Here is a 25,621-nt window from a genome sequence, read left to right on the forward strand (position 1 = left end):
ATCTGATGCTGGGAGCTTTCCAATGAGCAAGTCCACTGCAATGAGCACCGACACCATGTTGGTGAAGGGCAAAAAACAGAAATCACAGATCATCCAGGCAATGGTTGAGGCCCTTTATCGCTTCAATCCCAAGGCGCTGTTTGGCAGCCCCATCCTGTTCACCCTCTGGCTGGCCGCAGTCATGGCGACCGTGGAGTCCCTGCTGGGGCAGCCTTTCTCCGGCGTCGCCCCCTCGCTGGCCTGGCAGCTGACCGCCTGGCTCTGGCTCACCCTCTGGTTTGCCAACTTCGCGGAAACCCTGGCCGAGGGGCGCGGCAAGGCTCGCGCCGACAGCCTGAAGGCGGGCATGAGCCAGCTCAAGGCCCGTCGGGTGGCGAATGCCAAAGATGGTCAGGGCGAGTGGGTACCCGCCACCAGCCTGATGAAGGGGGACCTGGTGCTGGTACGCAGCGGCGAGATGATCCCGGCCGACGGCGAAGTGGTCGCCGGTATCGCCTCGGTCAACGAAGCCGCCATCACCGGCGAATCCGCCCCCGTCATCCGCGAGTCGGGCACCGACCGCAGCGGCGTGACCGGCAACACGACGGTCGTCTCCGACGAGATCTGGGTGCGCGTCAGCAACAATCCGGGCGAGAGCACGCTGGATCGCATGATTGCACTGGTGGAAGGGGCCAAGCGCCAGAAGACCCCCAACGAGATGGCGCTGGATGCCCTGCTGGTCGGGCTGACCCTCATCTTCCTACTGGTGGTCGCCACCCTGCCCTGGTTCCTCGACTACAACGGCACCCAGGTCCCGCGTCTCTACCTGATCGCGCTCTTTATCACCCTGATCCCGACCACCATCGGCGGCCTGCTCTCCGCCATCGGCATTGCCGGTATGGATCGATTGGTGAAGCTGAACGTCATCGCCAAGTCTGGCCGTGCCGTCGAAGCGGCCGGTGACGTGCGCACCCTGCTGCTGGACAAGACCGGCACCATCACCTTCGGCAACCGGATGGCGGATGAGCTGATCCCGGCCCCCGGAGTCGACCCCGCCCTGCTGGCACAAGCCGCCATGCTGGCCTCGCTGGGTGACAACACCCCGGAGGGCAAATCCATCCTGACTCTGGCCAGCAAGAGCATGGCCAAGCCGAGCCAGCTGGAGAGCGACAAGGTGATCCCCTTCAGCGCCGAAACCCGGCTGAGCGGACTGGATCGCAACGGTCATCAATATCGCAAGGGGGCGGTAGATGCCGTGCTGAACTACCTCAGCCTCGACCGCAAGGCGGTACCTGAGCTGGTGCTCAAGTCAGTCGACAGCATCGCCCGCCAGGGTGGGACTCCGCTGCTGGTCTGCACGCAGGAGAAACTGCTGGGGGTGGTCTACCTCAAGGACATCATCAAGCCCGGTATCAAGGCTCGCTTCCAGATCCTGCGCCACATGGGGATCCGCACCGTGATGATCACCGGCGACAACCCGAAAACCGCCGCCGCCATCGCCGCCGAAGCCGGGGTGGATGACTTCATCGCCGAAGCGACACCGGAGAAGAAGCTCGCCTATATCCGTCAGGAGCAGGCCGATGGTCGTCTGGTTGCCATGTGCGGCGACGGTGCCAACGATGCACCGGCACTGGCACAGGCTGATGTGGGTCTGGCCATGAACGAGGGTACCCAGGCAGCCAAGGAGGCGGGCAACTTGGTGGATCTCGACTCCAACCCCACCAAGCTGCTGGATGTGGTGCTGGTCGGCAAACAGCTGCTGGTGACCCGTGGTGCCCTGACCACCTTCTCCATCGCCAACGACGTGGCCAAGTACTTTGCCATCCTGCCAGCCCTGTTCATCGCCGCCTACCCGCAACTGGGGGCACTGAACCTGATGCAGCTGGGCAGCCCGCAGAGCGCCATCCTGTCGGCCATCATCTTCAACGCCCTGATCATCGTAGCGCTGGTGCCGCTGGCACTGCGTGGTGTCGACCTGAAAGGCTCGGCCGCCAGTCTGCTGCGCCGCAACCTGCTGATCTACGGTGTCGGCGGCCTGCTGGTGCCGTTTATCGGTATCAAGCTGATCGATCTGGTCATTACCGGCCTGGGTCTGGTGTAACGACATAACCGGGATGCGGTCAGCCCGCATCCACACAACGAATTCGGAGCATATCCATCATGATCGCAATCAGAACCCTGCTGACCCTGACCCTGCTGCTGGGCGTAGGTTATCCGCTGGCCGTCACCGGACTGGCCCAGCTGTTCTTCCCCTGGCAAGCCAACGGCAGCCAGCTGACCGACAGCAAGCAGCAACTGATCGGTAGCGTCCTGCTGGCACAGAAATTCGAGCGGGCTGACTACTTCCACCCCCGCCCCTCCGCCTGTGATTTCAACACCATTGGCGGTAGTGCCAGCAATCTGGGCATGAGTTCACCGCTGCGGGCAGAGTTCGCCGAACAGGCCGCCAAGGCACAGCCGGGAACCCGCTCCCCCGCCATGCTGACCCGCTCCGCTTCCGGCCTCGATCCCCACCTGCCGCTGGATGCGGTGCTGGCTCAGGTTGACCGCGTCGCCAAAGAACGTGGACTGGATCCCGCCCAACTGACGGAGCAGGTCAAGTCGGCCACACAAGCTGGTATCCTTGGCCCGCAGGTGGTCAACATTCTCCAGCTGAATCTGCAACTGGATCATAAAAAGGGCGCCTGATGGCGCCCATTCCGGTTTGGTGATGACCTCGATTTTCGAAACGGGCGGTTGGCTCGATAGGGATAACAATGGCTGATGTAGCAAGCGCTGACGCCCTGCTGACGAGTCTGATGCAGGAGCATGGGGATGCGTGATGAGGTAAGGGCCGACGCCCTGCTGGCGAGCCTGGAACAGGAGCACAAGGGCAAGCTGAAGGTGTTTCTCGGGGCCGCTCCCGGCGTGGGCAAGACCTACGCCATGTTGCAGGCGGTGCGGGAACAGGCCAAAGAGGGGGTAGACATCCTGATCGGCGTGGTGGAGACCCACGGCCGGCAGGAGACGCTGGCTCTGCTCGACAAGCTCGCCATCATGCCGCGCAAAATCCACATGCACCGCCAGCAGCGACTGGAAGAGATGGATCTCGACGGCCTGCTCGCCCGCAAACCGGCCATCGCCGTGGTGGACGAGCTGGCACACAGCAACGCCCCCGGCAGCCGCCACGAGAAGCGCTGGCAGGATGTGGAGGAGCTGCTCAACGCCGGGATTGACGTCTACACCACCCTCAACGTGCAGCATCTGGAGAGTCTCAACGATCTGGTGTGGCAGCTGACCGGGGTCAGGGTGAAAGAGACCCTGCCAGATCAGGTGCTGCTGGAAGCCGACAGTCTGGTGCTGATCGACCTGCCCCCCAAGGAGCTGCTCGGCCGCCTCAAGGAGGGCAAGGTCTATGTGCCCCATCAGGCCAAGGCGGCGCTGCAATCCTTCTTCTCCCTCAACAACCTCACCGCATTGCGGGAGCTGGCGATGCAGACCGCCGCCAGCCATGTGGAGGGCGATCTGCAACTGCAGTGGCAAGCAGCAGGCAAGAGCACCTTGCCGCTGCGGGGCAAGCTGATGGTGTGCCTCGGTGACCTGCACGGCTCGGCGCTGGTGCGCTACGGCCACCGCTTTGCCCAGCGCCGTCAGCTCCCGTGGCTGGTGGTGCATGTCGACAGCAATGGTCGCCGCTCGGCCGATGTGGAGCAGGCGCTGGCGCTCGCCTCCCACCTCGGTGCCAAGGTGCTGACGCTATCCAGCCCGGCGGTCGCCAACACCCTGCTGGAGACCGCTGAACAGCAGCAGGTCTCCCAACTGCTGCTCGGCAAACCCCACAAGGCGCCGTGGCGTCGCTCGCTGGTGCAACACCTGCTCAAGCAGGCTCAGGGGCTCGAAATCACGCTGGTCGATACCGAGAAGCAGAAGCCCGAAGTGGGGATGCGCGTCCCGACCCCGAAGGATATTCACCACAGCCTGCTGGCGGTGACCATCATGGGGATCACCTCGGCCGCCGCCTGGGGGCTCTCCTACTGGCTGCCGCCCGCGGCGTTGCCGCTCATCTTTGTACTGGGGGTGCTGGCGACTGCCCTCACCACCAGTCTGGTGCCCGCCACACTGGCAGCAGTGCTGGGCTTTATCGCCCACAATCTGCTGTTCACCGCCCCCTACTTCTCCCTGAGCGTCGCCAACCACAGCGACCTGCTCACCCTGTTTGTGCTGCTTATCGTCGGCATGACGGCGGGACGGCTCGCCTCCCGCCAGCGGCAACAGCTGATCGGTCTGCGCGAGACCCAGCAGCTGGGCAATGCCCTGCTCTCCCTCAGTCAGGGGCTGGCCACTGCCAGCAGCCCGGAGGAGGTGCTCAGACAAGGGGCACAAGCGATCTCGCTGGCACTGGGCCAGCCGACCGTGGTGATCGACAAGGAGTTCAACGATCGGCTCGGCAACGAGAAGCACAGGCCCGGCCAGACCGACAAGGCGGCCATCGACTGGTGTCTGGCCCAGAAGCAGAGCGCCGGAGCCCACACCGCAACTCTCAATGCCGCCGAGGCCCAGTATCACCACCTCAGCGATGATCTGGTGATCGGCATAACGCTGGCCAATCCGCTCTCCTCCTCTGCCGAACACCAGCTGCAGGCGCTGCTCACCGACATTCGCGCCGCGCTGGCGCGGATCGACCTCAACGAGCGGCTGGCCGACAGCCAGCTACAGGCGGAGACCGACCGGATGCGTGCCGCTCTGCTCTCCTCGGTCTCCCACGATTTGAAGACGCCATTGGCGACCATCATGGGGGCAGGCAGCACTCTGCTGGAATATGGTGACCGGATCCCCGCCGAAGACCGTGACGAACTGCTCCACTCGGTGCAGGAGGAGGCTCGCCGCCTACACAGCTATGTGCAGAATCTGCTGGATATGACCCGCATCGGCTCCCCCGACTTCCAGCTGAAACGGGACTGGGTCGATCTGGCAGATCTGGTGGAGAGCGCCCGCAAGCGGCTCGACTCCTCCTGGCGCCAGCACAAGCTGCTGGTCCATTTCGATCAGCATGTGCCCCAGCTCTATGTCCATGGCGCCCTGATCGAGCAGGTGCTGGTCAACATCCTCGACAACGCCTCCCGCTACTCGCCGGCAGGCACCCCCATCGAGTTCAAGGTGATGGTGGCCGAGCCCGACCTCATCATCGACATCATCGATATCGGGGTCGGTATCGCCGAGTCGGATCGGGAGAAGATCTTCAACCTCTTCTACACCCAGCCAGTTGGCGATTGCGGCAGCCGTGGCACCGGACTTGGCCTCGCCATTTCCCGCGCTATGATAGAGGCCCACGGCGGCAAGATTTGGGCCTTCTCCGGCCCCAATGGCAACGGCACCTGCATGCGTATCTCCCTGCCGCTCGCTCTCAATTCACCGGAGGTCTGATGGCTGACCGCCAGCTCAGGTCACTCAGCCCCTCCCACCATTCGCCTCTGGAGGTTCGATGGCGCACATTCTGGTCATAGATGATGAAGCGGCGATCCGTCGCTTTCTGCGGATCAGCCTGATTGCCGAGGGGCATCAGGTGAGTGAGGCGGTGGGGGTCAATGAAGGGCTGGAGCAGTATCGCCACCTCAACCCCGATCTGGTGATCCTCGATCTCGGTCTGCCGGATGGCGATGGCATTCAGGTGTTGCAGGCCATTCGCGAACACCACCCCAATCCTGTGCTGGTGCTGTCGGCCCGCGATTCGGAGCAGGAGAAGGTGCGCCTGCTGGATGCCGGTGCCAACGACTACATGAGCAAGCCGTTCGGCATTGGCGAGATGATGGCCCGCATCCGTGTGCTCTTGCGCCAACGGGCTGGCGTCAGCAGCGGCGAGCGGCGCCACTTCCCCCAATGCGGCCTGACGCTTGATGTCAGCAGCCACAAGGTGACCATGAAGGAGGAGGAGATCCCCCTCTCCCGCAAGGAGTTCGCCCTGTTGCAGGCGCTGGTGTGCCACCCAGGCAAGCTGGTGATGCAGACCCAGCTGCTCAATGACATCTGGGGGCCGAGCCACAAGGAGGACACCCACTACCTGCGCATCGTCATCGCCAGCCTGCGCAAAAAGCTGGGGGATAACCCCCAGCAACCGACGCTTATCGAGACCGAATCAGGTATCGGCTACCGCTTTATCGGCAACTGATGTTTCACGTGGAACGACGCCCACTGCAAATCAGCGCCAATAGACCGCAGCCACTCAGCAACAGGCCGAGATCCTGCAATCCGGCCGCTACTGCCAACCCCAGACTGAGCATCAGGTAATAACCAAGCCCGAACAGGGCGCCAGCACTGCCTGCCACTTCGCGATAGGCCAACAGCGCCTGACTCAGCACATTGGGGATAGCCAGCCCGAAGGCCACCACCACACCCATCATGGGCAACAGGAACCAGAGGCTGGCCTGAGTCGCCCATACCAGCAGCCCGGCAACTAGCGCCAGAACGCAAGCCAACCTGACCAGAGATGACGGCAGCCACCCCCTCCCCAGCAGATGCTTGTTGAGCAGACTGCCGAGCAGAGTCGCCAAGGCCAGCAAGATCCCCGAATAGCCAAACTCGCCAGTGCTCAATCCCAATCCGGCAAACAGGAATGGGGCCAGACTGTAGTAGCCAAACAGCATAGTGTTAAACAGGGCGACCAGCATGGCACTGCGCCAGAGTCCGCCATCCTTCATCATCCGGCGCGCCAGCGGCCAGAGTGCGACTTGCCGGGTGGTGGCCGGACGGGTTTCCGGCAGTTGCCAGCAGGTCACCAGCAGCAAGCCTACCGCCAGTACCAGCAGACCGCTGAACACCCCGAGATAGCCTAACCCGCTCGCCAGCTGCCCACCACTGAGCAACCCCAACACTGGGCTGAGTGAGAGCGCTATACCCATCACCGAGAAGACCCGCGCCAGATCGCTGCCCTGATAGCTGTCGCGCAGCATGGTCTGGGTCACCACGGAGCCCACGGCTGCACCAAAGGCCGCGATAACCCGGGCGAGCAGCAGGGTTTCAAACTGATTGGCCAGCAGCGCCAGCAGGGTGCCGACACCATAGGTGAGCAGACCCGCCAGCATGGCGGGACGCCGCCCGATCAGATCGCATAGCCGCCCCCAGCAGACCACGCCCACCGCAAACGCCAGAAAATAGACCGACAGTGTCTGGGATGCCTGCCCTTCGCTCACCTGAAACTGGGTAGCGATGTGGGTCAGGACCGGGCTGTAGATGGTCTCCACAATTTGGGGAAACATCATCAATCCCACCACTAGCCAGAGCGGTGGCAACTTGACCTCCTTCACAAGAGGTTGCCATTCTAGAGAGATGCCATTTGTCTGATTACAATAAGCGGGACTATAAACATCAAAAATCGGACATATGGCCTTTATTCTTCCCGATCACCCTTTTGACCCCGACCAGCTGATGGGCAGTGTGATCGGCATCGCCTCCGCCCTCGGCTGGCACGACTCGGGTCTGCATCAACATCAACGCCATCAGCTGCTGTTCGCCCAATCCGGCTGCATGACCATGGAGCTGGAAGGTCGGGTCTGCCTGCTGCCGCCCACCCGCGCCGCCTGGCTGCCAGCGGGCACTGCCCACCGGGTACTGATGCGCGGTGTGGTGGCCTACCGCTCACTCTACTTCCAGCCGCATCCCGAGTTGCCCGGCACGGTGGAGGTGCTGGCGGTCAATCCACTGCTGCACGAACTGATCGAGCGGATGGCGCTCTGGCCGTGGGACAAACCGCAAGAGCAGCAACAGCGGACGGTGGCACTGTTTATGGAAGAATTGAGGCTGGCGCCGCGGGAGTCGTGGCAGTTGCCGCTGCCGACCGATCCCAGACTAGGCGACTGGCTACAGCAGTTGAAACGGGGGGATGCCCTGCCCGATCGGCTCAACCGGCTGGCCGAGCGGGTGGGTGCCAGTGACAAGACCATTGGCCGCATCTTCATGCGGGAGACCGGCATGAGCTATCAGGCGTGGCGTCAGCAGTGGCGGCTGTTGCGCGCCATGGAGCTGCTGGCAGAAAGCGAGCCCATCAGCCGGATTGCCGCTGCGCTGGAGTTCTCCAGCGACAGCGCCTTCATCAGCTTCTTCAAACAACATACGGGACAGACCCCCCTGCGCTACCTCAACTCTCGGGGTGAGTCGCCACAGCCTGGCTCGCCTCCACCACCAGGGTATCCAGCGCCAGCGGCTTGAGATTGTGCAGCGCATCCTGCATCACGGCGTGGGATGCCTGTTGCAACTCGCTCTGCACATCTTGCTCCAGCTGGGCACTCTCCAGCTCGGGCCGCGGGTTTTCGTTGGCCATCACGTTCAGGCTCAGGACACTCACAATCAGGGTAGCGATCAGGCTTTTCATCTGGTTTGCTCCGGTATGGTTGAGATGACCAGATAGCTATTCCAATAGTTGTGCCAATCCTCACGCAATTCATAACATGATGATTTTGTTTAAATTAACTATATCTCGATACCAAATTGAGTCGCAAAACGCATCCCGCTCGGTCATTTTTAAACCAACAGTTGGTGCTTTTAACCACGCTTGATTTTTGCACCATGTTCCACGTGGAACGTCCCATCTTTTTGATCGACACCCGCTTTTAAACTGAGCTATGGTGCTACATCCCCGTAACTCAAATCTGGATCTGTCACTGAATGGAATTTTCCTTGTTCGGCGAGAAGTTCACTCGCCACGCCGGTATTACCCAACTCATGGATGACCTCAATCAGGGGCTGACCAATCCGGACGCCATCATGCTGGGTGGGGGCAATCCGGCCCCCATCCCCGCCATGCTGGAACGCTTTCAAGCCGAGGCCAAGAGCCTGCTCGACAACGGCGAGCTGGTCAAAGCGATGGCCAACTACGACGGCCCACAGGGCAAAGACAGGTTCACCAAAGCGCTGGCAGCCCTGCTCAGCAAGGAGCTGGGCTGGGATATCTCGGCCCGCAATATCGCCCTGACCAACGGCAGTCAGAATGCCTTCTTCTACCTGTTCAACCTGCTGGCTGGCGAATTTGCCGATGGCCGCAAGAAGAAGGTGCTGTTCCCGCTCGCTCCCGAATACATCGGCTATGCCGACTCAACGCTGGCCGACGACTACTTCGTGGCCTACAAGCCCACCATCGAGAAGCTGCCCGATGGCCAGTTCAAATACCACGTGGATTTCGAGAGCCTGCAGGTAGGTGACGATATCGGGGTGATCTGCGTCTCCCGCCCGACCAACCCGACCGGCAACGTGCTGACCGACGAAGAGATCGAACACCTCGACCAGATCGCCCGCGACAAGGGAATCCCGCTGCTGATCGACAACGCCTACGGCGTTCCCTTCCCGGGCATCATCTTCAGCGAAGCCAAGCCGTTCTGGAACGCCAACACCATCCTCTGCATGAGCCTCTCCAAGCTCGGCTTGCCGGGCACCCGCTGCGGCATCGTCATCGCCGACGAGAAGATCATTCAGGCCATCACCAACCTGAGCGGCATCATCAATCTGGCGCCGGGCAGTCTGGGCCCCGCCATCACCATTCCGATGATCGAGAGCGGCGAGATCATCGCCCTCAGCGAACAGGTGGTGAAGCCCTTCTATCAGCAGAAGGCGGAGCTGGCGGTGCAGCTGCTGCGCGAAGCGATCCCTGACCCGCGCTTCCATATTCACAAACCGGAAGGTGCCCTCTTCCTCTGGCTCTGGTTTGAAGGCTTACCGATCCACTGTCAGGAGCTGTACGAGCGACTGAAGGCGAAGAACCTGCTGATCGTGCCGGGTCACTACTTCTTCCCCGGCATTGATGACCCCGAGTGGCGCCACAGTCAGGAGTGTATCCGCCTCAACTACTCCCAGAGCGAAGAGCTGGTGCGTCGCGGCATCGCCATTCTGGCCGACGAGATAAACGCCCTCTACGCCGGCTAAGTCAGTCCGGCCAGCCAAAAACAGAAAGGCCTGCAGATGCAGGCCTTTGTCGTTTATCGCGATCCGGTTTACTTAGCCGGGCAGCGCCAGCTGCTCGGGTTTGCCGATGGGGATGGCACGGGGCTTGAGCGCATCCGGCAGCTCGCGCGCCAGCTCGATGGTCAGCAGACCATGCTCCAGCTTGGCGCCCTGCACTTCCACGTGCTGGCTCAGCTTGAAGGCAAGCTCGAAGTCGCGCTCGGCAATCCCCTGATGGAGGAACTGACGCTCACCGGCCGCAGCCCCTTTGCGCCCCTTCACCTTGAGGGTGCCGTTTTCGGTTTCCAGCTCCAGCTCTTCGCGCTCGAAGCCAGCCACGGCGACCGTGATGCGATAGCCATCCTGATCGCGCTTTTCAATGTTGTACGGAGGGTAAGCAGCGGTCTTCTGCTCGAACAGACCTTCCAGCTCACGGGCCATCCGCTCGAAGCCGACGGCGTTGGAATAGAGATGAGAAAAATCGAGGTTACGCATAATCCTATCCTTCTAATAAGCAACAGGTTCAACTCTCCACAGGCCCGTCATTGGCACCCGGGAAATTTTAAAATTTCAGTGAATTCAGGCTATCAGCCGTTGATCTCAATCTTGCGCGGCTTCATCGCCTCGGGCACTTCACGCACCAGCTCGATGTGCAGCAAGCCGTTTTTCAGGTCGGCCCCTTTCACCCGCACATAGTCGGCCAACTGGAAGCGACGCTCGAAACCACGTTCGGCAATCCCCTGATAGAGATAGTTGCGCCCGGTGTCGGCCTGCTTGTTGCCCTTCACAGTCAGCAGATTTTCCTGAAAGCTCAGCTCCAGCTCTTCCTGAGTAAAGCCCGCCACCGCCATGCTGATGCGGTAGTCGTTGTCACCCAGCTGCTCGATGTTGTAGGGGGGATAACCAGCATTGCCATTGCTGGCCGCAGATTCGATGAGATTGGCCAGACGATCGAAACCGATGGCAGAACGATAGAGCGGAGAAAAGTCGATAGAACGCATAGTATTACCCTCTTATGAGCGATAACGGATTATTTGCCCTCCTTATGGACGGGCGCCAGGTCGAAACCTCTGTCGAGCGTTCCGGCCTTGTTACCTATATAGGGGCTCACTTTTTCCTTTCAAGGGGATTTTTTCAAATTTTTTAAATGGCCGCGCCGACCTATAGAACATCAACCAGTTGGCCCGATAGTGATGATAATCGACCCATGGGCCACTGATGGCAACTCGCTCCGCCCCCCATAATTGGTTGCATATCCACCAGCCAACATGGAGCCATCCCATGAAGATTACCCAGGTTCGCAACGCCACCTTGCTGCTCGACTATGCCGGCACCCGCTTTCTGATCGACCCCATGCTCTCGGCCAAGGGAGCCTTCCCCGGCTTTGAGGGCACCGCCAACAGCCATCTGCGCAATCCGCTGGTCGAGCTGCCGCTACCGCTCGATGAGCTGGTCGATGTGGACGCCGTGATCGTCACTCACGACCACCCCGACCACTGGGATGACGCCGCCAGAGCCCTGATCCCCAAGCATCTGCCGCTCTTGGTGCAACATCAGAAGGATGCCGATGCCATTCGTGCCAGTGGCTTTGAGGATGTGCGGCTGCTGAGCGACCAGCCCGAGTTTGCCGGCATTCGCCTGCAGCAGACCGGTGGCCAACACGGCAGCGACCAGTTGATGGCGGTACTGGGCGAGCGCATGGGAGAGGTATGCGGCGTGGTCTTCTCCCACCCCGATGAGCAGTGCCTCTATCTGGCCGGTGATACCATCTGGCATCCCACGGTCGAACAAGCCCTGCAACAGCATCAGCCTGAGGTCATCATCCTCAACTGCGGCGATGCACAGGTGCCCGGACTCGGTTCCATCATCATGGGCAAGGAGGATGTCGCCGCCGTTTATCAGGCCGCACCGCAAGCCACGCTGATCGCCAGCCATATGGAGGCGGTCAACCACGCCGTGCTGTCACGCCAGGAGCTGCGCGACTATCTGATGGACCGGGGCATGACGGATCGGGTACGGGTGCCGCAAGATGGCGAGGCGATATCGCTGTGATCCGCAGGGGGGCTATGCCAGACATGGCCCTTCGGCTTTCACTGTCAGACGCTTATGATGAGTGGTCTGCGCACAGAGAGGAGCCAACATAATGCCCACCCCGATCGTTGCCGTGGTGACCTTCGATCACTTCAGCCCTTTTCACTGCGCCGTCCCCTGCCTCATCTTCGGCGACATCCTGCCGGGCCAGCCGCTGTTCGAGCTCATGATCTGCTGCGGTGATGGCAACCACCACTCACACTCGGCGCAAGGCTTCACCATTCAGGCGCCCCATGGGCTGGAGATGCTGGCCGAGGCGGAGATCATCGTCATCCCCTTCTGGCACGACCCGGCAGCACGGCCACCCGCTGCGTTGCTCGATGCCCTGATAGCCGCCAGAGCCAGAGGCGCCCGACTGGTCGGGCTCTGTCTTGGCACCTATGTGCTCGCCTACGCCGGACTACTTAATGGTCGCAAGGCATCGACCCACTGGGAGTACGAACAGGATTTCTGCCGCCGCTTTCCCTGCGTGCAGCTAGATACCAACGCCCTCTATGTGGATGACGATGGGCTGGTCACCTCGGCAGGCACCGCTGCCGGGCTGGACTGCTGCCTCTATCTGGTGCGCCAGTACCACGGCTCGGCCATCGCCAACAAGGTGGCGCGGCGGCTGGTGATCCCGCCCCACCGGGAAGGGGGTCAGGCCCAGTTTATCGAGCAGCCGGTGCCCACCTCCACCCGCGATGTCCGGATGAACCAGTTGCTCGACCACCTGCGTGCCCATCTGGCCGAGCCTCACACCCTGGACTCTCTGGCAGCCCACACCCTGATGAGTCGGCGCACCTTTACCCGCCGTTTTTATCAGGCAACCGGCCTCTCGGTGGGGGAATAGCTGCTGGCGGAACGGCTCAGACGCAGTCAGGAGCTGCTGGAGGTAAGCGGCCATTCCATCGATCGCATCGCCGAGCTGGTTGGCTTCAAGAGTGCCACCTCCCTGCGCAATCACTTCCGTGCCCGCTTTGCCATCTCCCCCAGCGAGTGGCGACGATCTTTTCGTGGCCAGAACTCCTGATGATGCCCGCTGTACCTGCTCACCTCGCTATGGCAGGCTAACCAGAGATCCCGAGGAGTCATTCCATGTCCCGTTCCGAACGCCTATTGGCCCTGCTCCAGCTGCTACGCGGCCACCGCTACGCCATCACAGGCGCGGAACTGGCCAGCCAGCTTGGCATCAGCCTGCGCACCCTCTATCGGGATATCGCCACCCTGCAGGCGCAAGGTGCCCATATCGAGGGCGAACCGGGGATCGGCTATGTGCTGCGTCCCGGCTTCATGCTGCCGCCATTGATGTTCAGTGAAGAGGAGCTGGATGCGCTGGTGCTGGGGTCACGCTGGGTAGTCGCCCATGGTGACGGATCCTTGAGTGCATCGGCCAGCAGTGCGCTGGCCAAAATAGAAGCCGTGCTGCCCGCCGACTATCGCCTGCAGCTCCAGAGCAATGCCCTGCTGATCGGCACCTCCCGCAGCGACAGCCTCACCGATGAAGCCCCCCTGCGCAGTGCCATCCGCCAGCAACGCAAGGTGATCCTGGGCTATCGCGATCTCAAGGATGAGGCCTCTGAGCGCACCGTCTGGCCCTTTGCCCTCGGCTACTTCGAACAGGTGCGGGTACTGGTAGCCTGGTGCGAACTGCGTCAGGGCTTTCGCCACTTTCGGGTCGATCGCATTACCCGGATGCAGCCGCAAGATTGCCGCTATCCAAAAAGCAGAGAGAGTCTGCTGAAGGAGTGGCGCGCCACCCAGCAGATCCCGCAGCCGAAATTCATTGCTGACAGAAACTGACAGCAGGTAGCGCCATGCTGACGGGGTCGGCGCCGATGCGCCATCTCATCAGCAAGGAGCATCACCATGTTAGTCCCCCAGTTCGCCATCCTCTACGTTACCAATCCGACCCGCAGCGCGCTCTTCTACCGCGAGTTGTTCGGGCGTGAACCGGTGGAGGAGTCACCTACCTTTGCCATGTTCGTATTCGAGTCAGGCGCCAGACTGGCGCTCTGGTCCAGCGCCACTGTTGAACCTGCCGTGACCCAAACGGCCGGAGCGATGGAGCTGGCCTTCGCCCTCCCCGATGATGATGCCGTCGATCGCCTGTCTGCCGAATGGCTGGCACGCGGGCTCACCCTGATCCAGGCGCCGACCAATATGGAGTTTGGCTACACCTGCATGGCCCTCGATCCGGATGGCCATCGTCTGCGACTCTACTGCCTAGCACCAGAACTGGGCTGAGTTAGAACCATCAACACCAAGCGGTTTCATGTTTCACGTGGAACGTGGCCAGAAAAACAAAAAGCCGCTCACAAGGAGCGGCTTTTTGCTGTCTGACAGCGTCGATTAGACGTCGAGGTTGGCTACGCGCAGGGCGTTGGTCTCGATAAAGTCACGACGGGGCTCAACGGCATCACCCATCAGGGTGGAGAAGAGCTGGTCAGCACCGACGGCGTCGTCGATGGTGACGCGTAGCATGCGGCGGGCTTCCGGATCCATGGTGGTTTCCCACAGCTGGTCCGGGTTCATCTCACCCAGCCCTTTATAACGCTGGATGTAGATGCCGCGCTTGCCTTCGCCCATAAGCCACTCGACGGCTTCCACGAAGTTGGCAACCGGCTTCACCTTCTCGCCACGCTTGATGAAACCACCTTCCTCGATCAGGTTGGCGATCTCCTTGCCCAGCGAGACCAGTTGACGGTACTCACCGGACTGCAGGAAGTCGTAGCTGAGCGGATATTCGCGATCGACACCGTGCTGACGAACCACGGCGTGCGGCACGTACAGGCTGCGCTCTTCGTCACGACGAACCTGGATCTGGTACTGGATACCGTGGTTGCTCTCGTTGAGCACGGCTTCCATACCCTGACACCAGGCCAGCAGATCGCTCTCGCTGTTCAGCAGCACTTCGTTCAACTCCGGCTGATAGATCAGCTGGGTCAGCACGGCTTCCGGCGCACGACGAGACATGCGGGTGATCAGGTGAGTCACCGAGCGGTGCTGGTTGACCAGGCGCTCCAGTGCCTCGCCACCGATGGCCGGAGCAGACTCGTTGACGTGCAGGGTAGCACCATCCAGCGCCATGGCGGTCTGGTACTGCAGCAGCGCGTCTTCGTCTTTCAGATACTGCTCCTGCTTGCCCTTCTTCACTTTGTAGAGCGGCGGCTGGGCAATGTAGACGTAGCCACGTTCGATAATTTCCGGCATCTGACGATAGAAGAAGGTCAGCAGCAAAGTTCGGATGTGCGCACCATCGACGTCCGCATCGGTCATGATGATGATGTTGTGATAACGCAGCTTGTCCGGGTTGTACTCGTCGCGACCGATACCGCAACCCAGTGCGGTGATCAGGGTGCCCACCTCTTGCGAGGAGATCATCTTGTCGAAACGGGCCTTCTCCACGTTCAGGATTTTACCCTTGAGCGGCAGGATGGCCTGGTTCTTCCGGTTGCGGCCCTGCTTGGCAGAACCGCCAGCAGAGTCCCCTTCCACTATGTAGAGTTCGGAGAGAGCCGGTCTTTTTCCTGACAGTCAGCCAGCTTGCCGGGCAGACCGGCGATATCCAGCGCGCCTTTGCGGCGGGTCAGTTCGCGGGCTTTGCGGGCCGCTTCACGGGCACGGGCCGCATCGATGATCTTGTTGACCACGATCTTGGCATCGCCCGGGTTTTCCAGCAGGAAGTCGGCCAGCTTCTCACCCATCGCCTGTTCAACGGCGGTCTTCACTTCGGAAGAGACCAGCTTGTCTTTGGTCTGGGATGAGAACTTGGGATCCGGCACCTTGACAGAGATAACGGCAATCAGACCTTCACGCACGTCGTCGCCACTGGCAGCAGACTTGGCCTTCTTGCTGTAGTCCTCTTTGTCCATATAGGAGTTCAGAGTACGGGTCAGCGCGGTACGGAAGCCAACGAGGTGAGTACCACCATCCCGCTGCGGGATGTTGTTGGTGAAGCAGTAGACCCCTTCCTGATAGGCGTCGTTCCACTGCATCGCCACTTCAACGCCGATACCATCCTGCTCGGTGGTGAAATGGAACACCTTCGGGTGGATCGGGGTCTTGTTCTGGTTCAGGTATTCAACGAACGCCTTGATGCCACCCTCGTAGCAGAAATGCGCCTCGCGGCCATCACGCTCGTCTTGCAGACGGATGGAGACACCGGAGTTGAGGAAGGAGAGCTCGCGCAGGCGCTTGGCCAGGATCTCGTAGTGGAACAGGGTATCGCTGAAAATGGCAGGGCTCGGCCAGAAGCGAACTTCGGTACCGGTGCCGGTGCTGTCGCCAATCTGCTTGAGCGGCGCTTGCGGCTCACCCAGATGATAGGTCTGCTCGTAGACGTGACCGTTACGACGAATAGTCAGCAACAGCTTGTCAGAGAGGGCGTTAACGACGGAGACACCCACGCCATGCAGGCCGCCGGATACCTTGTAGGAGTTGTCATCAAACTTACCGCCAGCGTGCAGCACGGTCATGATGACCTCTGCGGCGGAGCGGCCCTCCTCCTCGTGCATGTCTACCGGGATACCCCGGCCATTGTCACGCACAGAGACAGAACCGTCGGAATGGATCTTGACCAGAATATCGGAGCAGTAGCCAGCGAGCGCCTCGTCAATGGAGTTATCGACGACCTCGAACACCATGTGGTGCAGACCCGAGCCATCATCCGTATCGCCGATATACATCCCCGGGCGCTTGCGGACCGCATCCAGGCCCTTCAGCACCTTGATATTCGAGGAGTCGTAAGTATTTTCACTCATAGCTTACTCTCTGCCTTCTCTAACGTTTCGGAGATTTTACCTTGTTCCACGTGGAACAACTTGCAGTCATTCGCATCCATCATGTCTGCGAGCTGACCGGTGTCGATGGCGGTGATAAACACCTGGGACGCACACTGCTTCAGCCTTGCGGCCAGCAAGCGGCGCTTGTCGACATCCAGTTCAGAGGCAAAATCGTCAATTAAAAAAATACAGCCACGGCTGCTATGTTGATTCAAATAGAGCCCTTGGGCCAGTCGCATGGCGCAGACCAGCAACTTCAGCTGACCCCGGGACAAAATATCCTGAGCGGGTACCCCGTTCGCCTTGAGGCGCACATCGGCTTTCTGTGGACCGACACCGGTATAGCCCAGCGCCCGATCCCGCTCAAACCCCGCCTCCAGCAGATCGCCGAGGGGAGTATCTTTCTCCCAGCCCCGGTAAAAGCCGAGACTGATATCGAATTCCGGCAGAAAATCCGCCGTCATCTCCTTGATCAGGGGCGTAATGGCCTGACAATAACTGGCGCGAAACTCGGCCAGCTCACCACCCAGCCGCACCAACTCCTGATCCCAGAACGCCAGCTGGCGGTACTGGGTGCTCTGGCGCAGCAGCGCATTGCGCTGTTTCAGAAGCCGCCGCACTCGCCCCCACAGGGCAAAGAAGGTCGGCTCCTGATGGAAAACGCCCCAATCGAGCCAGGCGCGGCGAGCCTGAGGCCCGCCCGTCAGCAGGTTGAAACCATCGGGATGGATCAACTGCACCGGCAACAGCTCCGCCAAATCGGCCAGCCGCTGGGCCTGTGCCCCGGCAATCTTGAGCTGGGTCTCACCACTCTTGTCTTTGGCAAGACCGATCGGTACCTGACGCCCCTCCAGCTCGCACTGGGCAAACAGGGTAAATGCCCTCTCCCCCTGGCGGATAACCCGCCCGGTCAAATGAGTGCGAAAGGAGCGCCCCAGACCAAGGTAGTGAATGGCTTCCAGGACGCTGGTCTTGCCGCTGCCATTGCACCCGACCAGAATGTTGAGGCCGGGCGACAGCTTGAGACTGGCTTGCTGGATATTGCGAAAGTCGCTGAGCTGGAGTTTGACCAGGGACACGACTAGATCCGCATCGGCATCACCACGTACTGAGCATCCTGATGTTCAAAATCCTCAATAATGGCACTGCTGATGGAATCGCTCAGGCTAATCCGAATTTGGTCACATTTTAACGTATTCAGCACGTCGAGCACATAAGAGACGTTAAAGCCGATCTCCATCTCGCCAGCGGCATATTGTACGTCAAGCAGCTCTTCGGCTTCTTCCTGTTCCGGGTTGTTGGCGGTGATGCGCAGCAGGTTTTCCTGTAGATTGAGACGCACCCCACGGAATTTCTCGTTGGAGAGGATGGCGGCGCGGGCAAACGCCTGACGCAGATCCTCACGGCCGGCGATCAGGGCCTTGTCGCTGTTGCGCGGAATGACGCGGCGCCAGTCCGGGAAGCGGCCATCCACCAGCTTGGAGGTGAAGATGAAGCCGTCCAGCGCAGCCCGCAGGTTGCTGCGACCGATCTGCAGACGTACCGGCTTGTCTTCTGCTTCCAGCAGACGCACCAGCTCCAGTACCCCTTTGCGCGGCAGGATAACCTGATGATCGGGCAGCGATTCCCCTACTACCTCGCGGCGGCAGGTGGCCAGACGGTGACCGTCGGTCGCTACGGTACGCAGACCGTGACCTTCACTCTCGAACAGCATGCCGTTCAGGTAGTAACGCACGTCCTGGCTGGCCATGGAGAACTGAGTCGCATCGATCAGCTTCTTCAGCTCCAGCTGGCTGATATCGAACTCGAGCACGGATTCCCAATCCTCGATGTTCGGATACTCGGTCGCCGGCAGGGTCGAGAGGTTGAAGCGGGAGCGACCGGAGCGGATGATCAGGCGCTCGCCTTCGGTATTGAGACGGATCTCGGCGCCTTCCGGCAGACCACGGCAGATATCCAGCAGCTTGCGCGCCGGTACTGTGGTGCGGCCATCTTCGCTGGCCCCGTTCAGATAGACCTGACCGATCATCTCTACTTCGAGATCGGTACCGGTCAGTGACAGCAGACCGTTGCTGACATCAAGCAGCACGTTGCCGAGGATCGGCAGGGTCGGTCGGCCGCCGAGGGCGCCGGACACCAGTTGCAGAGGACGTAACAGGGCCTCACGGCTAATTTCGAGCTGCATCTGTGCTCTCCGTTGTGATTAGGAGGAAAAGATTCGGATCAGGTTGGAATATTGCGCTGCATCTGTCCACTCGATTCCGTTATCAGGAAGAAAGGGTACGGATCAGGTTGGAATAGTCCTCCTTGATGTCGTGACTCTCCTCCTTCAGCTGCTCGATCTTGCGGCAGGCATGAAGAACGGTAGTGTGGTCACGGCCACCAAAGGCATCACCTATCTCCGGCAAACTGTGGTTGGTCAGCTCCTTGGCCAGTGCCATCGCCAGCTGGCGCGGACGGGCAACGGAGCGGGAACGACGCTTGGAGAGCAGATCCGCCAGCTTGATCTTGTAGTACTCCGCCACCGTCTTCTGGATATTGTCGATGGTGACCAGCTTCTCCTGCAGTGCCAACAGGTCGCGCAGCGCTTCGCGCACGAAATCGATGTTGATGGCACGGCCGGTGAAGTTGGCGTTGGCGATCACCCGGTTGAGGGCACCTTCCAATTCACGGACGTTGGATCGCAGACGTTTGGCAATGAAGAAGGCCACTTCGTCCGGCAGATGGATCTGGTTCTCGTCTGCCTTGCGCATCAGGATCGCGACGCGGGTCTCCAGCTCCGGCGGTTCGATCGCCACGGTCAGGCCCCAGCCGAAGCGGGACTTGAGGCGATCCTCGACACCGTTGATCTCCTTCGGATAGCGATCCGAGGTCAAGATGATCTGCTGGTTACCTTCCAGCAAGGCATTGAAGGTATGGAAGAACTCCTCCTGAGAGCGCTCCTTGTTGGCGAAGAACTGGATGTCATCGATGAGCAGGGCATCGACGCTGCGGTAGTAACGCTTGAACTCTTCAATGGCGTTGTTTTGCAGCGCTTTCACCATGTCCTGAACAAACCGCTCGGAGTGCATATAGATGACTTTGGCATCTTTTTTACTCTCCTTGATGGCATTGCCAACGGCGTGCAGCAGGTGGGTTTTACCCAGGCCGGTGCCGCCATAGAGGAACAGCGGGTTGTAAGCACCACCCGGATTGTCCGCTACCTGACGGGCAGCCGCACGCGCCAACTGGTTGGACTTACCCTCGACGAAATTCTCGAAGGTATAGTTCACGTTGGTATTGCTCTTGTGGTTCGGCTCGGGCTTGGCTTCAGCCTTGCTTTCCCAGCTCTTCTGCAAGTTATTCACAGGCGCGGCACCCTGTACCGGCGCTCTGGCGACAGCAACAGGATGGGGACGATTGCCTATATCAAAACGCAGGGCGGGGCCGTCGACCCCGCAGAGTTCGTTGATGATGCCGTTAACCCGGATGAGATACTTGTCTCGTACCCAGTCCAGAACAAAGCGATTCGGTGCATACAGGGTCAGAGTATTGTCACTCAACTCCGCTTGAAGCGGCCGGATCCACATGCTGAATTCTGCCGAGGGCAACTCATCTTGCAGCCGGTTAAGGCACTGCTGCCATAGCGAAGCAGTCACTCTAAACTCCTGTCGATTGATTAACTAAAGACCGGCTATTCTACGTTTTTAGCCGCCGGATCTCCAGCCATCGCCCGGTGGATCCAGCAAATAAGATCCCTTTCAAGGATCCAGCGCCTTTGGATCGGATTTCATCCCCAAAGTTACCCACAGCTTGATCCACCGTCCGGATTGGTCGATCCCGAGCTTCTCTCCTGTTATTTCATATAACCAAATGTCATTTATTTTTTAAATTTTATTCCAATAACATCAGGGCCAAACCAGTTATTACAACTACAAATACAAGACATTGAGAGAGAGAAACACCATGAAAACATCCATCAAACTGATTTCCGGCGCAGCCATCCTGCTCGCCACCCTGTCCGGTCAGGCCATCGCCCAGGAGACCATCAAGGTCGGCATGTCGGGCAAATATTTCCCGTTCACTTTCGTCAAGCAGGACAAGCTGCAGGGCTTTGAAGTGGATATGTGGAACCAGATCGGCGAGCGCACCGGCTACAAGGTCGAATTCGTGACCGCCAGCTTCTCCGGCCTGTTCGGCATGCTGGAAACCGGCCGCATCGATACCATCTCCAACCAGATCACCATCACCGACGAGCGCAAGGCGAAGTACGACTTCTCCCAACCTTACGTCTATGACGGCGCCCAGATTGTGGTACGCAAGGGCAACAGCACCATCCATGGCATCAAGGATCTGGAAGGCAAGAAGGTGGCCGTGAACCTGGGTTCCAACTTCGAAGAGCTACTGCGCAAGAACGACCCGAACAAGAAGATCGACATCCGCACCTATGACTCCGCCTTCGAGCAGGATGTCGCCCTGGGTCGCATCGATGCCTTCGTGATGGACCGCGTCTCCACCGCCCAGCTGATCAAAGAGTCCAAGCTGCCGCTGCAACAGGCTGGCGCACCGTTCGAGACTATCGAGAACGCCCTGCCCTTCCTGAAGACCCCGGAGAAACAGGCGCTGCTGAAGAAGGTCGACGAGGCCCTGACCGCCATGCGCAAGGATGGCTCCCTGCGTCAGATCTCCGAGAAATGGTTCGCTTCCGACATCACCGACAAATAAATGATGGAATTTGACCTCGAATACACGCTGGGGCTGTTTCCCATCCTGCTCAAATACCTGGGCACCACGATGGAAATGGCCCTGTGGGGATTCGTGCTGGCACTCGTACTCTCGCTGGCCCTGGCGATAGTACGGGTGTTTCGCGTCCCCGCGATCCACTGGCTGGCGATGCTCTATATCTCGTTCTTTCGGGGTACACCGCTACTCGTTCAGCTGTTCCTGCTCTACTACGGACTGCCGCAACTGTTCCCGATCTTCGTAGGAATGGATGCCTTTACCGCCGCCATCGTCGGTCTGACCCTGCACTTCGCCGCCTACATGGCCGAGTCGATCCGCGCAGCCATCCTCGGCATTCACAAAAGCCAGATGGAAGCGGCGCTCAGTATCGGCATGAGCCGTTATCAGGCGATGCAGCGGATCATCCTGCCGCAGGCGGCCCGCATCGCCACCCCGTCGCTGATGAACTACTTCATCGATATGATCAAGAGCACCTCGCTGGCCTTCACGCTGGGAGTGGCCGAGATCATGGGCAAGGCGCAGATGGAAGCCTCCTCCTCCTTCAAGTTCTTCGAGAGCTTTATGGCGGTGGCGCTGATCTACTGGGTAGTGGTGATCTTCTTTACCCGCTTGCAGCATCTGCTGGAAGTCCGTCTCAACCGTGCCTATTAGGGGTCTGCCATGACAAAGCAACTGACCCACTTGCAACGCACGCAGGAAGTCCGTTTTAAAACTGTGCCTATTAAAGGAGGGCTCTCATGATCAAGCTAACCGGCCTCTCCAAGGCATATCACGGCAATCAGGTGCTCAACGGCATCGATCTGGAGGTCAAAAAGGGGGAAATTGTCGTCATCATCGGCCCCTCCGGCACCGGCAAGTCGACCCTGTTGCGCTGCCTGAACCTGCTGGAGACCCCGGATGCGGGCACCCTTGCCATCGACGATCTTGAGCTGAATCTGGCCAAGGCCAGCGAACAGCAGGCGATCGAGCTGCGCAAGCGGGCCTCCTTCGTGTTCCAGAACTACGCCCTTTTTGCCAACAAAACAGCGCTCGACAACATCGCCGAAGGGCTGATCACCGTCTGGAAGCAGCCAAAAGCGGAGGCCCGCGCCACAGCGCTCGGCATCCTCAAGGACATTGGCCTCGCCGACAAGCAGGATGCCTATCCGGCCTCCCTCTCCGGCGGCCAGCAGCAGCGGGTCGGCATTGGCCGCGCCATGGCGGCACACTCCAAGGTGATCCTGTTTGACGAGCCCACCTCGGCCCTCGATCCCGAGTGGGTCGACGAGGTTTTGGGACTGATGAAAGAGTTGGCCCGCCAGCACCAGACCATGGTGGTGGTGACCCACGAGATTGAATTTGCTCGTGATGTTGCCGATCGAGTGATCTTCATGGAAGGAGGGCGGATCGTCGAGCAGGGCCCGCCGGATCAGATATTGGTCGATCCCAAGGATCCCCGTACCCGGGAGTTCTTGCGGAAAGTCCTTAAATAGCTCTCTCTTTGGCGGCCTGGCCGCCTTTTTTATTGAGGGATCCCTTGTTTAACCCCGGGTTGCCAGTATAATCCGGAGCCCTTGATCCTCTGGATCCTCACGCTCGGCAGTGGCCTTTTCAAGACCATGGCAGGATGAGAGGGAACGGCGGATTGACTAAAAGCCGAACTCTGTTTAGAATTCGGCCTCTTTTGCTAGTCGTCACACGCTATAGCTGGCGCGTCGGCTAAGTGTGACAATCAAAACTGTACAGAAATACGGAATCGAATCATGAAACGTACTTTTCAACCGTCCAACCTGAAGCGCAAGCGCTCTCACGGTTTCCGCGCCCGCATGGCAACTGCCAACGGTCGTAAAGTTCTGGCCGCTCGTCGTGCCAAGGGTCGTGCCCGCCTGGTAGTCTAATGCCTACCCAGCACACCTTCTCTCGGGAGTTACGTCTGTTAACTCCCGAACACTTCAAACGCGTTTTCGCCGAGCCTGTCCGGGCCGCCTCTCCGCAGATTACCCTTCTCGCTTCTCCCAATTCGCTCGAACACCCTCGTCTTGGTCTCGCTGTGCCCAAAAAAGCACTCAAGCGTGCCGTTTGGCGTAATCGTGTCAAACGGGTGGTTCGGGAAAGTTTCCGCCTCAAACAACATCAGCTGCCCGCTATCGACATCGTGGTGATCGCCAAGGCCGGTGTGAAAGAGATGGATAACGAGGAACTGTTCAAGTTACTGGAAAAGCTATGGCGCACCCTGTCACGCCGTTGCAATGGGTAGCTATCAAACTGATACGCCTGTATCAGCTAATCATTAGCCCTCTGCTTGGGCCGCGCTGCCGTTTTACCCCGACTTGTTCCCAATTTGCGATAGAAGCCATCCGACTTCACGGTTTCATAAAAGGCGTTTGGTTAGCCAGCAAACGTCTATTAAAATGCCATCCCTTATCCGAGGGTGGTTATGACCCGGTTCCGCAACCAAAGCGAAGAAACTGAAAACTATGGAATCACAACGCAATCTACTCCTGATCGGTTTGCTGTTCGTGAGCTTTCTGCTCTGGCAACAGTGGGAGTCCGACAAGGCTCCGAAGCCGGCCCCGACTACCGTGGCCCAAACCGAACATTTCGTACCTGAAGCCGGTCAGACCGGTGATATTCCTCAGGTTTCCGAGCAAGCCAATGCGACTGCCGCACGCAAGCTGATCACCGTCTCCTCTGACGTGCTCAAGCTGACCCTGGATACCCAGGGTGGCGACATCGTGTCTGCCGAACTGCTGTCTCACAAACTGGAAGAAGGCAAGGACCAACCGTTCGTGCTGCTGACCAGCAAGCCTGAGCACCTCTATATCGCCCAGAGCGGTCTGGTGGGTCGCAACGGTCCGGACAGTCAGGCCGAAGGTCGTCCTACCTATGAAGCCACCCAGACCAGCTATCAGCTGGCCGATGGTCAGGATCAAGTCGTCGTTCCGATGACCTGGACCGACAGCAAGGGCGTGGTCTTCACCAAGGAGTTCATCCTCAAGCGTGGCGACTATGCCGTTGGCGTTGATTACAAGATCGACAACAAATCTGCCGAGCCGGTTCAGGTGCAGTTTTATGGTCAGCTGAAGCAGACCGTAGCCACACCGAAGGATCAGGAAGGTCATGCCATGGTAGCCAGCGCTTACCGTGGTGGTGCCTTCTCCACTGAAGATACCCGCTACAAGAAGTACACCTTCGACGAGATGAAGGATGCCGACCTGAACAAGACCACCAAAGGTGGTTGGGTCGCCATGCTGCAACACTACTTCGTCTCTGCCTGGGCACCAAATGCCGACGATGCCAACAGCTTCTACAGCCGCGTGATCCCGGGTAAAGGCCAGGCCATCATCGGTTACAAGGCGCCGATGGTTGACGTGGCTGCCGGTCAACAGGCCGAAGTGACCAGCAAACTGTGGGTTGGCCCCAAGCTGCAAGACCAGATGGCCAAGGTGGCTAACCACCTCGACCTGACCGTCGACTACGGCTGGCTGTGGTTCATCGCCCAACCGCTGCACTGGCTGCTGACCGTGTTCCACGGTTTCGTCCAGAACTGGGGTCTGGCCATCATCATGCTGACCCTGCTGGTACGCGGCATCATGTTCCCGCTGACCAAGGCCCAGTACACCTCCATGGCCAAGATGCGCATGCTGCAACCCAAGATTGCGGCCCTGCGCGAGCGCTTCGGCGATGACCGCCAGAAGATGTCTCAGGGCATGATGGAGCTGTACAAGAAGGAGAAGGTCAACCCGCTGGGTGGCTGCCTGCCGATCCTGGTTCAGATGCCGATCTTCATCGCCCTTTACTGGGCACTGATGGAGTCCGTTGAACTGCGTCACGCACCGTTTGCCCTGTGGATCACTGACCTGTCAGTGAAGGACCCCTTCTTCGTGCTGCCAATCCTCATGGGTGCCTCCATGTGGTATCTGCAGAAGATGAGCCCGACCACCGTAACCGACCCGATGCAGCAGAAAGTGATGCAGTTCATGCCGATCATCTTCACTTTCATGTTCCTCTGGTTCCCGGCTGGCCTGACTCTCTACTGGCTGGTGAGCAACGTCATCTCCATCATCCAGCAGACCATCATCTATCGTCAGCTGGAGAAGAAAGGACTGCATTCACGCAGCTAATCTTCCCGTGATGACAAAAGAGGCGGCCTTCGGGCCGCCTTTTTTATTACAATGTCT

Annotated in this window: 23 protein-coding genes and 2 pseudogenes; 17 read left to right on the forward strand and 8 right to left on the reverse strand. The window is 59.7% G+C overall.

The genetic code is table 11. The annotated features are described in order from the left end of the window. The first annotated feature begins 22 nt into the window (after positions 1-22). The 4 genes from kdpB to ACTG2S_RS01350 all read left to right on the forward strand — a co-directional run bounded on the left by kdpB (position 23) and on the right by ACTG2S_RS01350 (position 6,124). The gene (kdpB, locus tag ACTG2S_RS01335) at positions 23-2,080 is read left to right on the forward strand and encodes a potassium-transporting ATPase subunit KdpB (protein WP_047439857.1); all 2,058 of its coding nucleotides are present in this window, start codon (positions 23-25) and stop codon (positions 2,078-2,080) included. Between the two features lie 59 nt (positions 2,081-2,139). Continuing rightward, positions 2,140-2,667, forward strand: coding sequence for a potassium-transporting ATPase subunit C (locus ACTG2S_RS01340; protein ID WP_257687317.1), 528 nt, complete (start codon positions 2,140-2,142; stop codon positions 2,665-2,667). Between the two features lie 126 nt (positions 2,668-2,793). Continuing rightward, a complete protein-coding gene (locus ACTG2S_RS01345) occupies positions 2,794-5,382 on the forward strand; it encodes a sensor histidine kinase (protein ID WP_005355773.1) in 2,589 nt (862 codons plus the stop codon). Positions 5,383-5,440: 58 nt separating this feature from the next. Beyond that, positions 5,441-6,124, forward strand: a complete 684-nt coding sequence (locus tag ACTG2S_RS01350; RefSeq protein ID WP_047439862.1) for a response regulator — start codon at positions 5,441-5,443, stop codon at positions 6,122-6,124. Positions 6,125-6,128: 4 nt separating this feature from the next. On the opposite strand, the gene ACTG2S_RS01355 is transcribed toward ACTG2S_RS01350, so the two are convergent. Continuing rightward, positions 6,129-7,214 carry a multidrug effflux MFS transporter gene (locus ACTG2S_RS01355; protein WP_439981892.1) on the reverse strand — a complete coding sequence of 362 codons (1,086 nt, stop codon included), beginning with the start codon at positions 7,212-7,214 and terminating at the stop codon, positions 6,129-6,131. Positions 7,215-7,335: 121 nt separating this feature from the next. Between ACTG2S_RS01355 and ACTG2S_RS01360 the strand changes: the two genes are divergently transcribed. Continuing rightward, positions 7,336-8,160, forward strand: a complete 825-nt coding sequence (locus ACTG2S_RS01360) for an AraC family transcriptional regulator (protein WP_274161023.1) — start codon at positions 7,336-7,338, stop codon at positions 8,158-8,160. Here the strand turns inward: ACTG2S_RS01360 and ACTG2S_RS01365 are convergent. Continuing rightward, on the reverse strand, positions 8,090-8,323 hold the full coding sequence (locus ACTG2S_RS01365) for a hypothetical protein (protein ID WP_069555107.1): 234 nt from the start codon (positions 8,321-8,323) through the stop codon (positions 8,090-8,092). The two genes, ACTG2S_RS01360 and ACTG2S_RS01365, sit on opposite strands and share 71 nt — an antisense overlap. A gap of 293 nt (positions 8,324-8,616) precedes the next feature. Here ACTG2S_RS01365 and ACTG2S_RS01370 point away from each other — a divergent pair, with 293 nt between their 5' ends. After that, positions 8,617-9,867 (forward strand): valine--pyruvate transaminase, encoded by a 1,251-nt coding sequence (locus ACTG2S_RS01370; protein WP_274161024.1) that lies wholly within the window; start codon positions 8,617-8,619, stop codon positions 9,865-9,867. Positions 9,868-9,939: 72 nt separating this feature from the next. Here ACTG2S_RS01370 and ACTG2S_RS01375 read toward each other — a convergent pair whose 3' ends face one another. Both ACTG2S_RS01375 and ACTG2S_RS01380 read right to left on the reverse strand, forming a co-directional pair. After that, positions 9,940-10,380 carry an Hsp20 family protein gene (locus ACTG2S_RS01375; protein WP_274161025.1) on the reverse strand — a complete coding sequence of 147 codons (441 nt, stop codon included), beginning with the start codon at positions 10,378-10,380 and terminating at the stop codon, positions 9,940-9,942. A 92-nt stretch (positions 10,381-10,472) separates the two neighbouring features. Next, on the reverse strand, positions 10,473-10,886 hold the full coding sequence (locus ACTG2S_RS01380; protein WP_005339298.1) for an Hsp20 family protein: 414 nt from the start codon (positions 10,884-10,886) through the stop codon (positions 10,473-10,475). A gap of 280 nt (positions 10,887-11,166) precedes the next feature. Between ACTG2S_RS01380 and ACTG2S_RS01385 the strand changes: the two genes are divergently transcribed. From ACTG2S_RS01385 to ACTG2S_RS01400, 4 genes and pseudogenes are all read left to right on the forward strand, one after another. Continuing rightward, positions 11,167-11,937, forward strand: a complete 771-nt coding sequence (locus ACTG2S_RS01385) for an MBL fold metallo-hydrolase (protein WP_274161026.1) — start codon at positions 11,167-11,169, stop codon at positions 11,935-11,937. A gap of 91 nt (positions 11,938-12,028) precedes the next feature. Then, positions 12,029-12,988: pseudogene (locus ACTG2S_RS01390) on the forward strand (helix-turn-helix domain-containing protein). A gap of 65 nt (positions 12,989-13,053) precedes the next feature. Continuing rightward, positions 13,054-13,758, forward strand: a complete 705-nt coding sequence (locus ACTG2S_RS01395) for a helix-turn-helix transcriptional regulator (protein WP_274161028.1) — start codon at positions 13,054-13,056, stop codon at positions 13,756-13,758. Between the two features lie 66 nt (positions 13,759-13,824). After that, entirely contained in the window at positions 13,825-14,202 is a 378-nt protein-coding gene (locus ACTG2S_RS01400) for a VOC family protein (RefSeq protein WP_201906544.1), read from the forward strand. A gap of 105 nt (positions 14,203-14,307) precedes the next feature. On the opposite strand, the pseudogene gyrB reads toward ACTG2S_RS01400, so the two are convergent. The 4 genes and pseudogenes from gyrB to dnaA form a co-directional block, all read right to left on the reverse strand. Next, positions 14,308-16,718 (reverse strand): annotated as a pseudogene (gene gyrB, locus ACTG2S_RS01405) (DNA topoisomerase (ATP-hydrolyzing) subunit B). Beyond that, positions 16,715-17,818: a DNA replication/repair protein RecF gene (recF, locus tag ACTG2S_RS01410; protein WP_005339305.1), complete on the reverse strand. Its 1,104-nt coding sequence runs from the start codon at positions 17,816-17,818 to the stop codon at positions 16,715-16,717. Before recF ends, gyrB begins: the two are co-directional and overlap by 4 nt. 2 nt (positions 17,819-17,820) lie before the next feature. Further along, complete coding sequence (gene dnaN, locus ACTG2S_RS01415) at positions 17,821-18,924, reverse strand: DNA polymerase III subunit beta (protein ID WP_005339306.1); 1,104 nt, start codon at positions 18,922-18,924, stop codon at positions 17,821-17,823. Between the two features lie 82 nt (positions 18,925-19,006). Continuing rightward, on the reverse strand, positions 19,007-20,377 hold the full coding sequence (dnaA, locus tag ACTG2S_RS01420) for a chromosomal replication initiator protein DnaA (protein WP_005339307.1): 1,371 nt from the start codon (positions 20,375-20,377) through the stop codon (positions 19,007-19,009). A gap of 307 nt (positions 20,378-20,684) precedes the next feature. Between dnaA and ACTG2S_RS01425 the strand changes: the two genes are divergently transcribed. The 7 genes from ACTG2S_RS01425 to yidC all read left to right on the forward strand — a co-directional run bounded on the left by ACTG2S_RS01425 (position 20,685) and on the right by yidC (position 25,564). After that, entirely contained in the window at positions 20,685-21,443 is a 759-nt protein-coding gene (locus ACTG2S_RS01425) for an amino acid ABC transporter substrate-binding protein (RefSeq protein WP_005339308.1), read from the forward strand. Beyond that, positions 21,444-22,112, forward strand: a complete 669-nt coding sequence (locus ACTG2S_RS01430; RefSeq protein WP_019445518.1) for an amino acid ABC transporter permease — start codon at positions 21,444-21,446, stop codon at positions 22,110-22,112. It begins immediately after the preceding gene. 86 nt (positions 22,113-22,198) lie between these two features. Continuing rightward, positions 22,199-22,933, forward strand: coding sequence for an amino acid ABC transporter ATP-binding protein (locus tag ACTG2S_RS01435; protein WP_005339311.1), 735 nt, complete (start codon positions 22,199-22,201; stop codon positions 22,931-22,933). A gap of 270 nt (positions 22,934-23,203) precedes the next feature. Beyond that, a complete protein-coding gene (gene rpmH / locus ACTG2S_RS01440; RefSeq protein WP_005307156.1) occupies positions 23,204-23,338 on the forward strand; it encodes a 50S ribosomal protein L34 in 135 nt (44 codons plus the stop codon). After that, positions 23,338-23,697 carry a ribonuclease P protein component gene (gene rnpA, locus ACTG2S_RS01445; protein WP_005342318.1) on the forward strand — a complete coding sequence of 120 codons (360 nt, stop codon included), beginning with the start codon at positions 23,338-23,340 and terminating at the stop codon, positions 23,695-23,697. Before rpmH ends, rnpA begins: the two co-directional genes overlap by 1 nt. After that, on the forward strand, positions 23,664-23,912 hold the full coding sequence (yidD, locus tag ACTG2S_RS01450; protein ID WP_075116235.1) for a membrane protein insertion efficiency factor YidD: 249 nt from the start codon (positions 23,664-23,666) through the stop codon (positions 23,910-23,912). The genes rnpA and yidD overlap by 34 nt, the downstream gene beginning before the upstream one ends. 5 nt (positions 23,913-23,917) lie before the next feature. Beyond that, positions 23,918-25,564: a membrane protein insertase YidC gene (gene yidC, locus ACTG2S_RS01455; protein WP_274161029.1), complete on the forward strand. Its 1,647-nt coding sequence runs from the start codon at positions 23,918-23,920 to the stop codon at positions 25,562-25,564. Positions 25,565-25,621: the final 57 nt, after the last annotated feature.

The sequence above is a fragment of the Aeromonas sp. 82P genome, from assembly GCF_051919365.1.
Lineage (GTDB): Bacteria > Pseudomonadota > Gammaproteobacteria > Enterobacterales > Aeromonadaceae > Aeromonas > Aeromonas veronii.

What these genes read in the sequence shown, in the direction of transcription:
- kdpB (WP_047439857.1), top strand. Translation starts at nt 23, where the DNA reads ATGAGCAAGTCCACTGCAATGAGCACCGACACCATGTTGGTGAAGGGC.
- ACTG2S_RS01340 (WP_257687317.1), top strand. Translation starts at nt 2,140, where the DNA reads ATGATCGCAATCAGAACCCTGCTGACCCTGACCCTGCTGCTGGGCGTA.
- ACTG2S_RS01345 (WP_005355773.1), top strand. Translation starts at nt 2,794, where the DNA reads ATGCGTGATGAGGTAAGGGCCGACGCCCTGCTGGCGAGCCTGGAACAG.
- ACTG2S_RS01350 (WP_047439862.1), top strand. Translation starts at nt 5,441, where the DNA reads ATGGCGCACATTCTGGTCATAGATGATGAAGCGGCGATCCGTCGCTTT.
- ACTG2S_RS01355 (WP_439981892.1), bottom strand. Translation starts at nt 7,214, where the DNA reads ATGATGTTTCCCCAAATTGTGGAGACCATCTACAGCCCGGTCCTGACC.
- ACTG2S_RS01360 (WP_274161023.1), top strand. Translation starts at nt 7,336, where the DNA reads ATGGCCTTTATTCTTCCCGATCACCCTTTTGACCCCGACCAGCTGATG.
- ACTG2S_RS01365 (WP_069555107.1), bottom strand. Translation starts at nt 8,323, where the DNA reads ATGAAAAGCCTGATCGCTACCCTGATTGTGAGTGTCCTGAGCCTGAAC.
- ACTG2S_RS01370 (WP_274161024.1), top strand. Translation starts at nt 8,617, where the DNA reads ATGGAATTTTCCTTGTTCGGCGAGAAGTTCACTCGCCACGCCGGTATT.
- ACTG2S_RS01375 (WP_274161025.1), bottom strand. Translation starts at nt 10,380, where the DNA reads ATGCGTAACCTCGATTTTTCTCATCTCTATTCCAACGCCGTCGGCTTC.
- ACTG2S_RS01380 (WP_005339298.1), bottom strand. Translation starts at nt 10,886, where the DNA reads ATGCGTTCTATCGACTTTTCTCCGCTCTATCGTTCTGCCATCGGTTTC.
- ACTG2S_RS01385 (WP_274161026.1), top strand. Translation starts at nt 11,167, where the DNA reads ATGAAGATTACCCAGGTTCGCAACGCCACCTTGCTGCTCGACTATGCC.
- ACTG2S_RS01395 (WP_274161028.1), top strand. Translation starts at nt 13,054, where the DNA reads ATGTCCCGTTCCGAACGCCTATTGGCCCTGCTCCAGCTGCTACGCGGC.
- ACTG2S_RS01400 (WP_201906544.1), top strand. Translation starts at nt 13,825, where the DNA reads ATGTTAGTCCCCCAGTTCGCCATCCTCTACGTTACCAATCCGACCCGC.
- dnaN (WP_005339306.1), bottom strand. Translation starts at nt 18,924, where the DNA reads ATGCAGCTCGAAATTAGCCGTGAGGCCCTGTTACGTCCTCTGCAACTG.
- ACTG2S_RS01425 (WP_005339308.1), top strand. Translation starts at nt 20,685, where the DNA reads ATGAAAACATCCATCAAACTGATTTCCGGCGCAGCCATCCTGCTCGCC.
- ACTG2S_RS01430 (WP_019445518.1), top strand. Translation starts at nt 21,444, where the DNA reads ATGATGGAATTTGACCTCGAATACACGCTGGGGCTGTTTCCCATCCTG.
- ACTG2S_RS01435 (WP_005339311.1), top strand. Translation starts at nt 22,199, where the DNA reads ATGATCAAGCTAACCGGCCTCTCCAAGGCATATCACGGCAATCAGGTG.
- rpmH (WP_005307156.1), top strand. Translation starts at nt 23,204, where the DNA reads ATGAAACGTACTTTTCAACCGTCCAACCTGAAGCGCAAGCGCTCTCAC.
- rnpA (WP_005342318.1), top strand. Translation starts at nt 23,338, where the DNA reads ATGCCTACCCAGCACACCTTCTCTCGGGAGTTACGTCTGTTAACTCCC.
- yidD (WP_075116235.1), top strand. Translation starts at nt 23,664, where the DNA reads ATGGCGCACCCTGTCACGCCGTTGCAATGGGTAGCTATCAAACTGATA.
- yidC (WP_274161029.1), top strand. Translation starts at nt 23,918, where the DNA reads ATGGAATCACAACGCAATCTACTCCTGATCGGTTTGCTGTTCGTGAGC.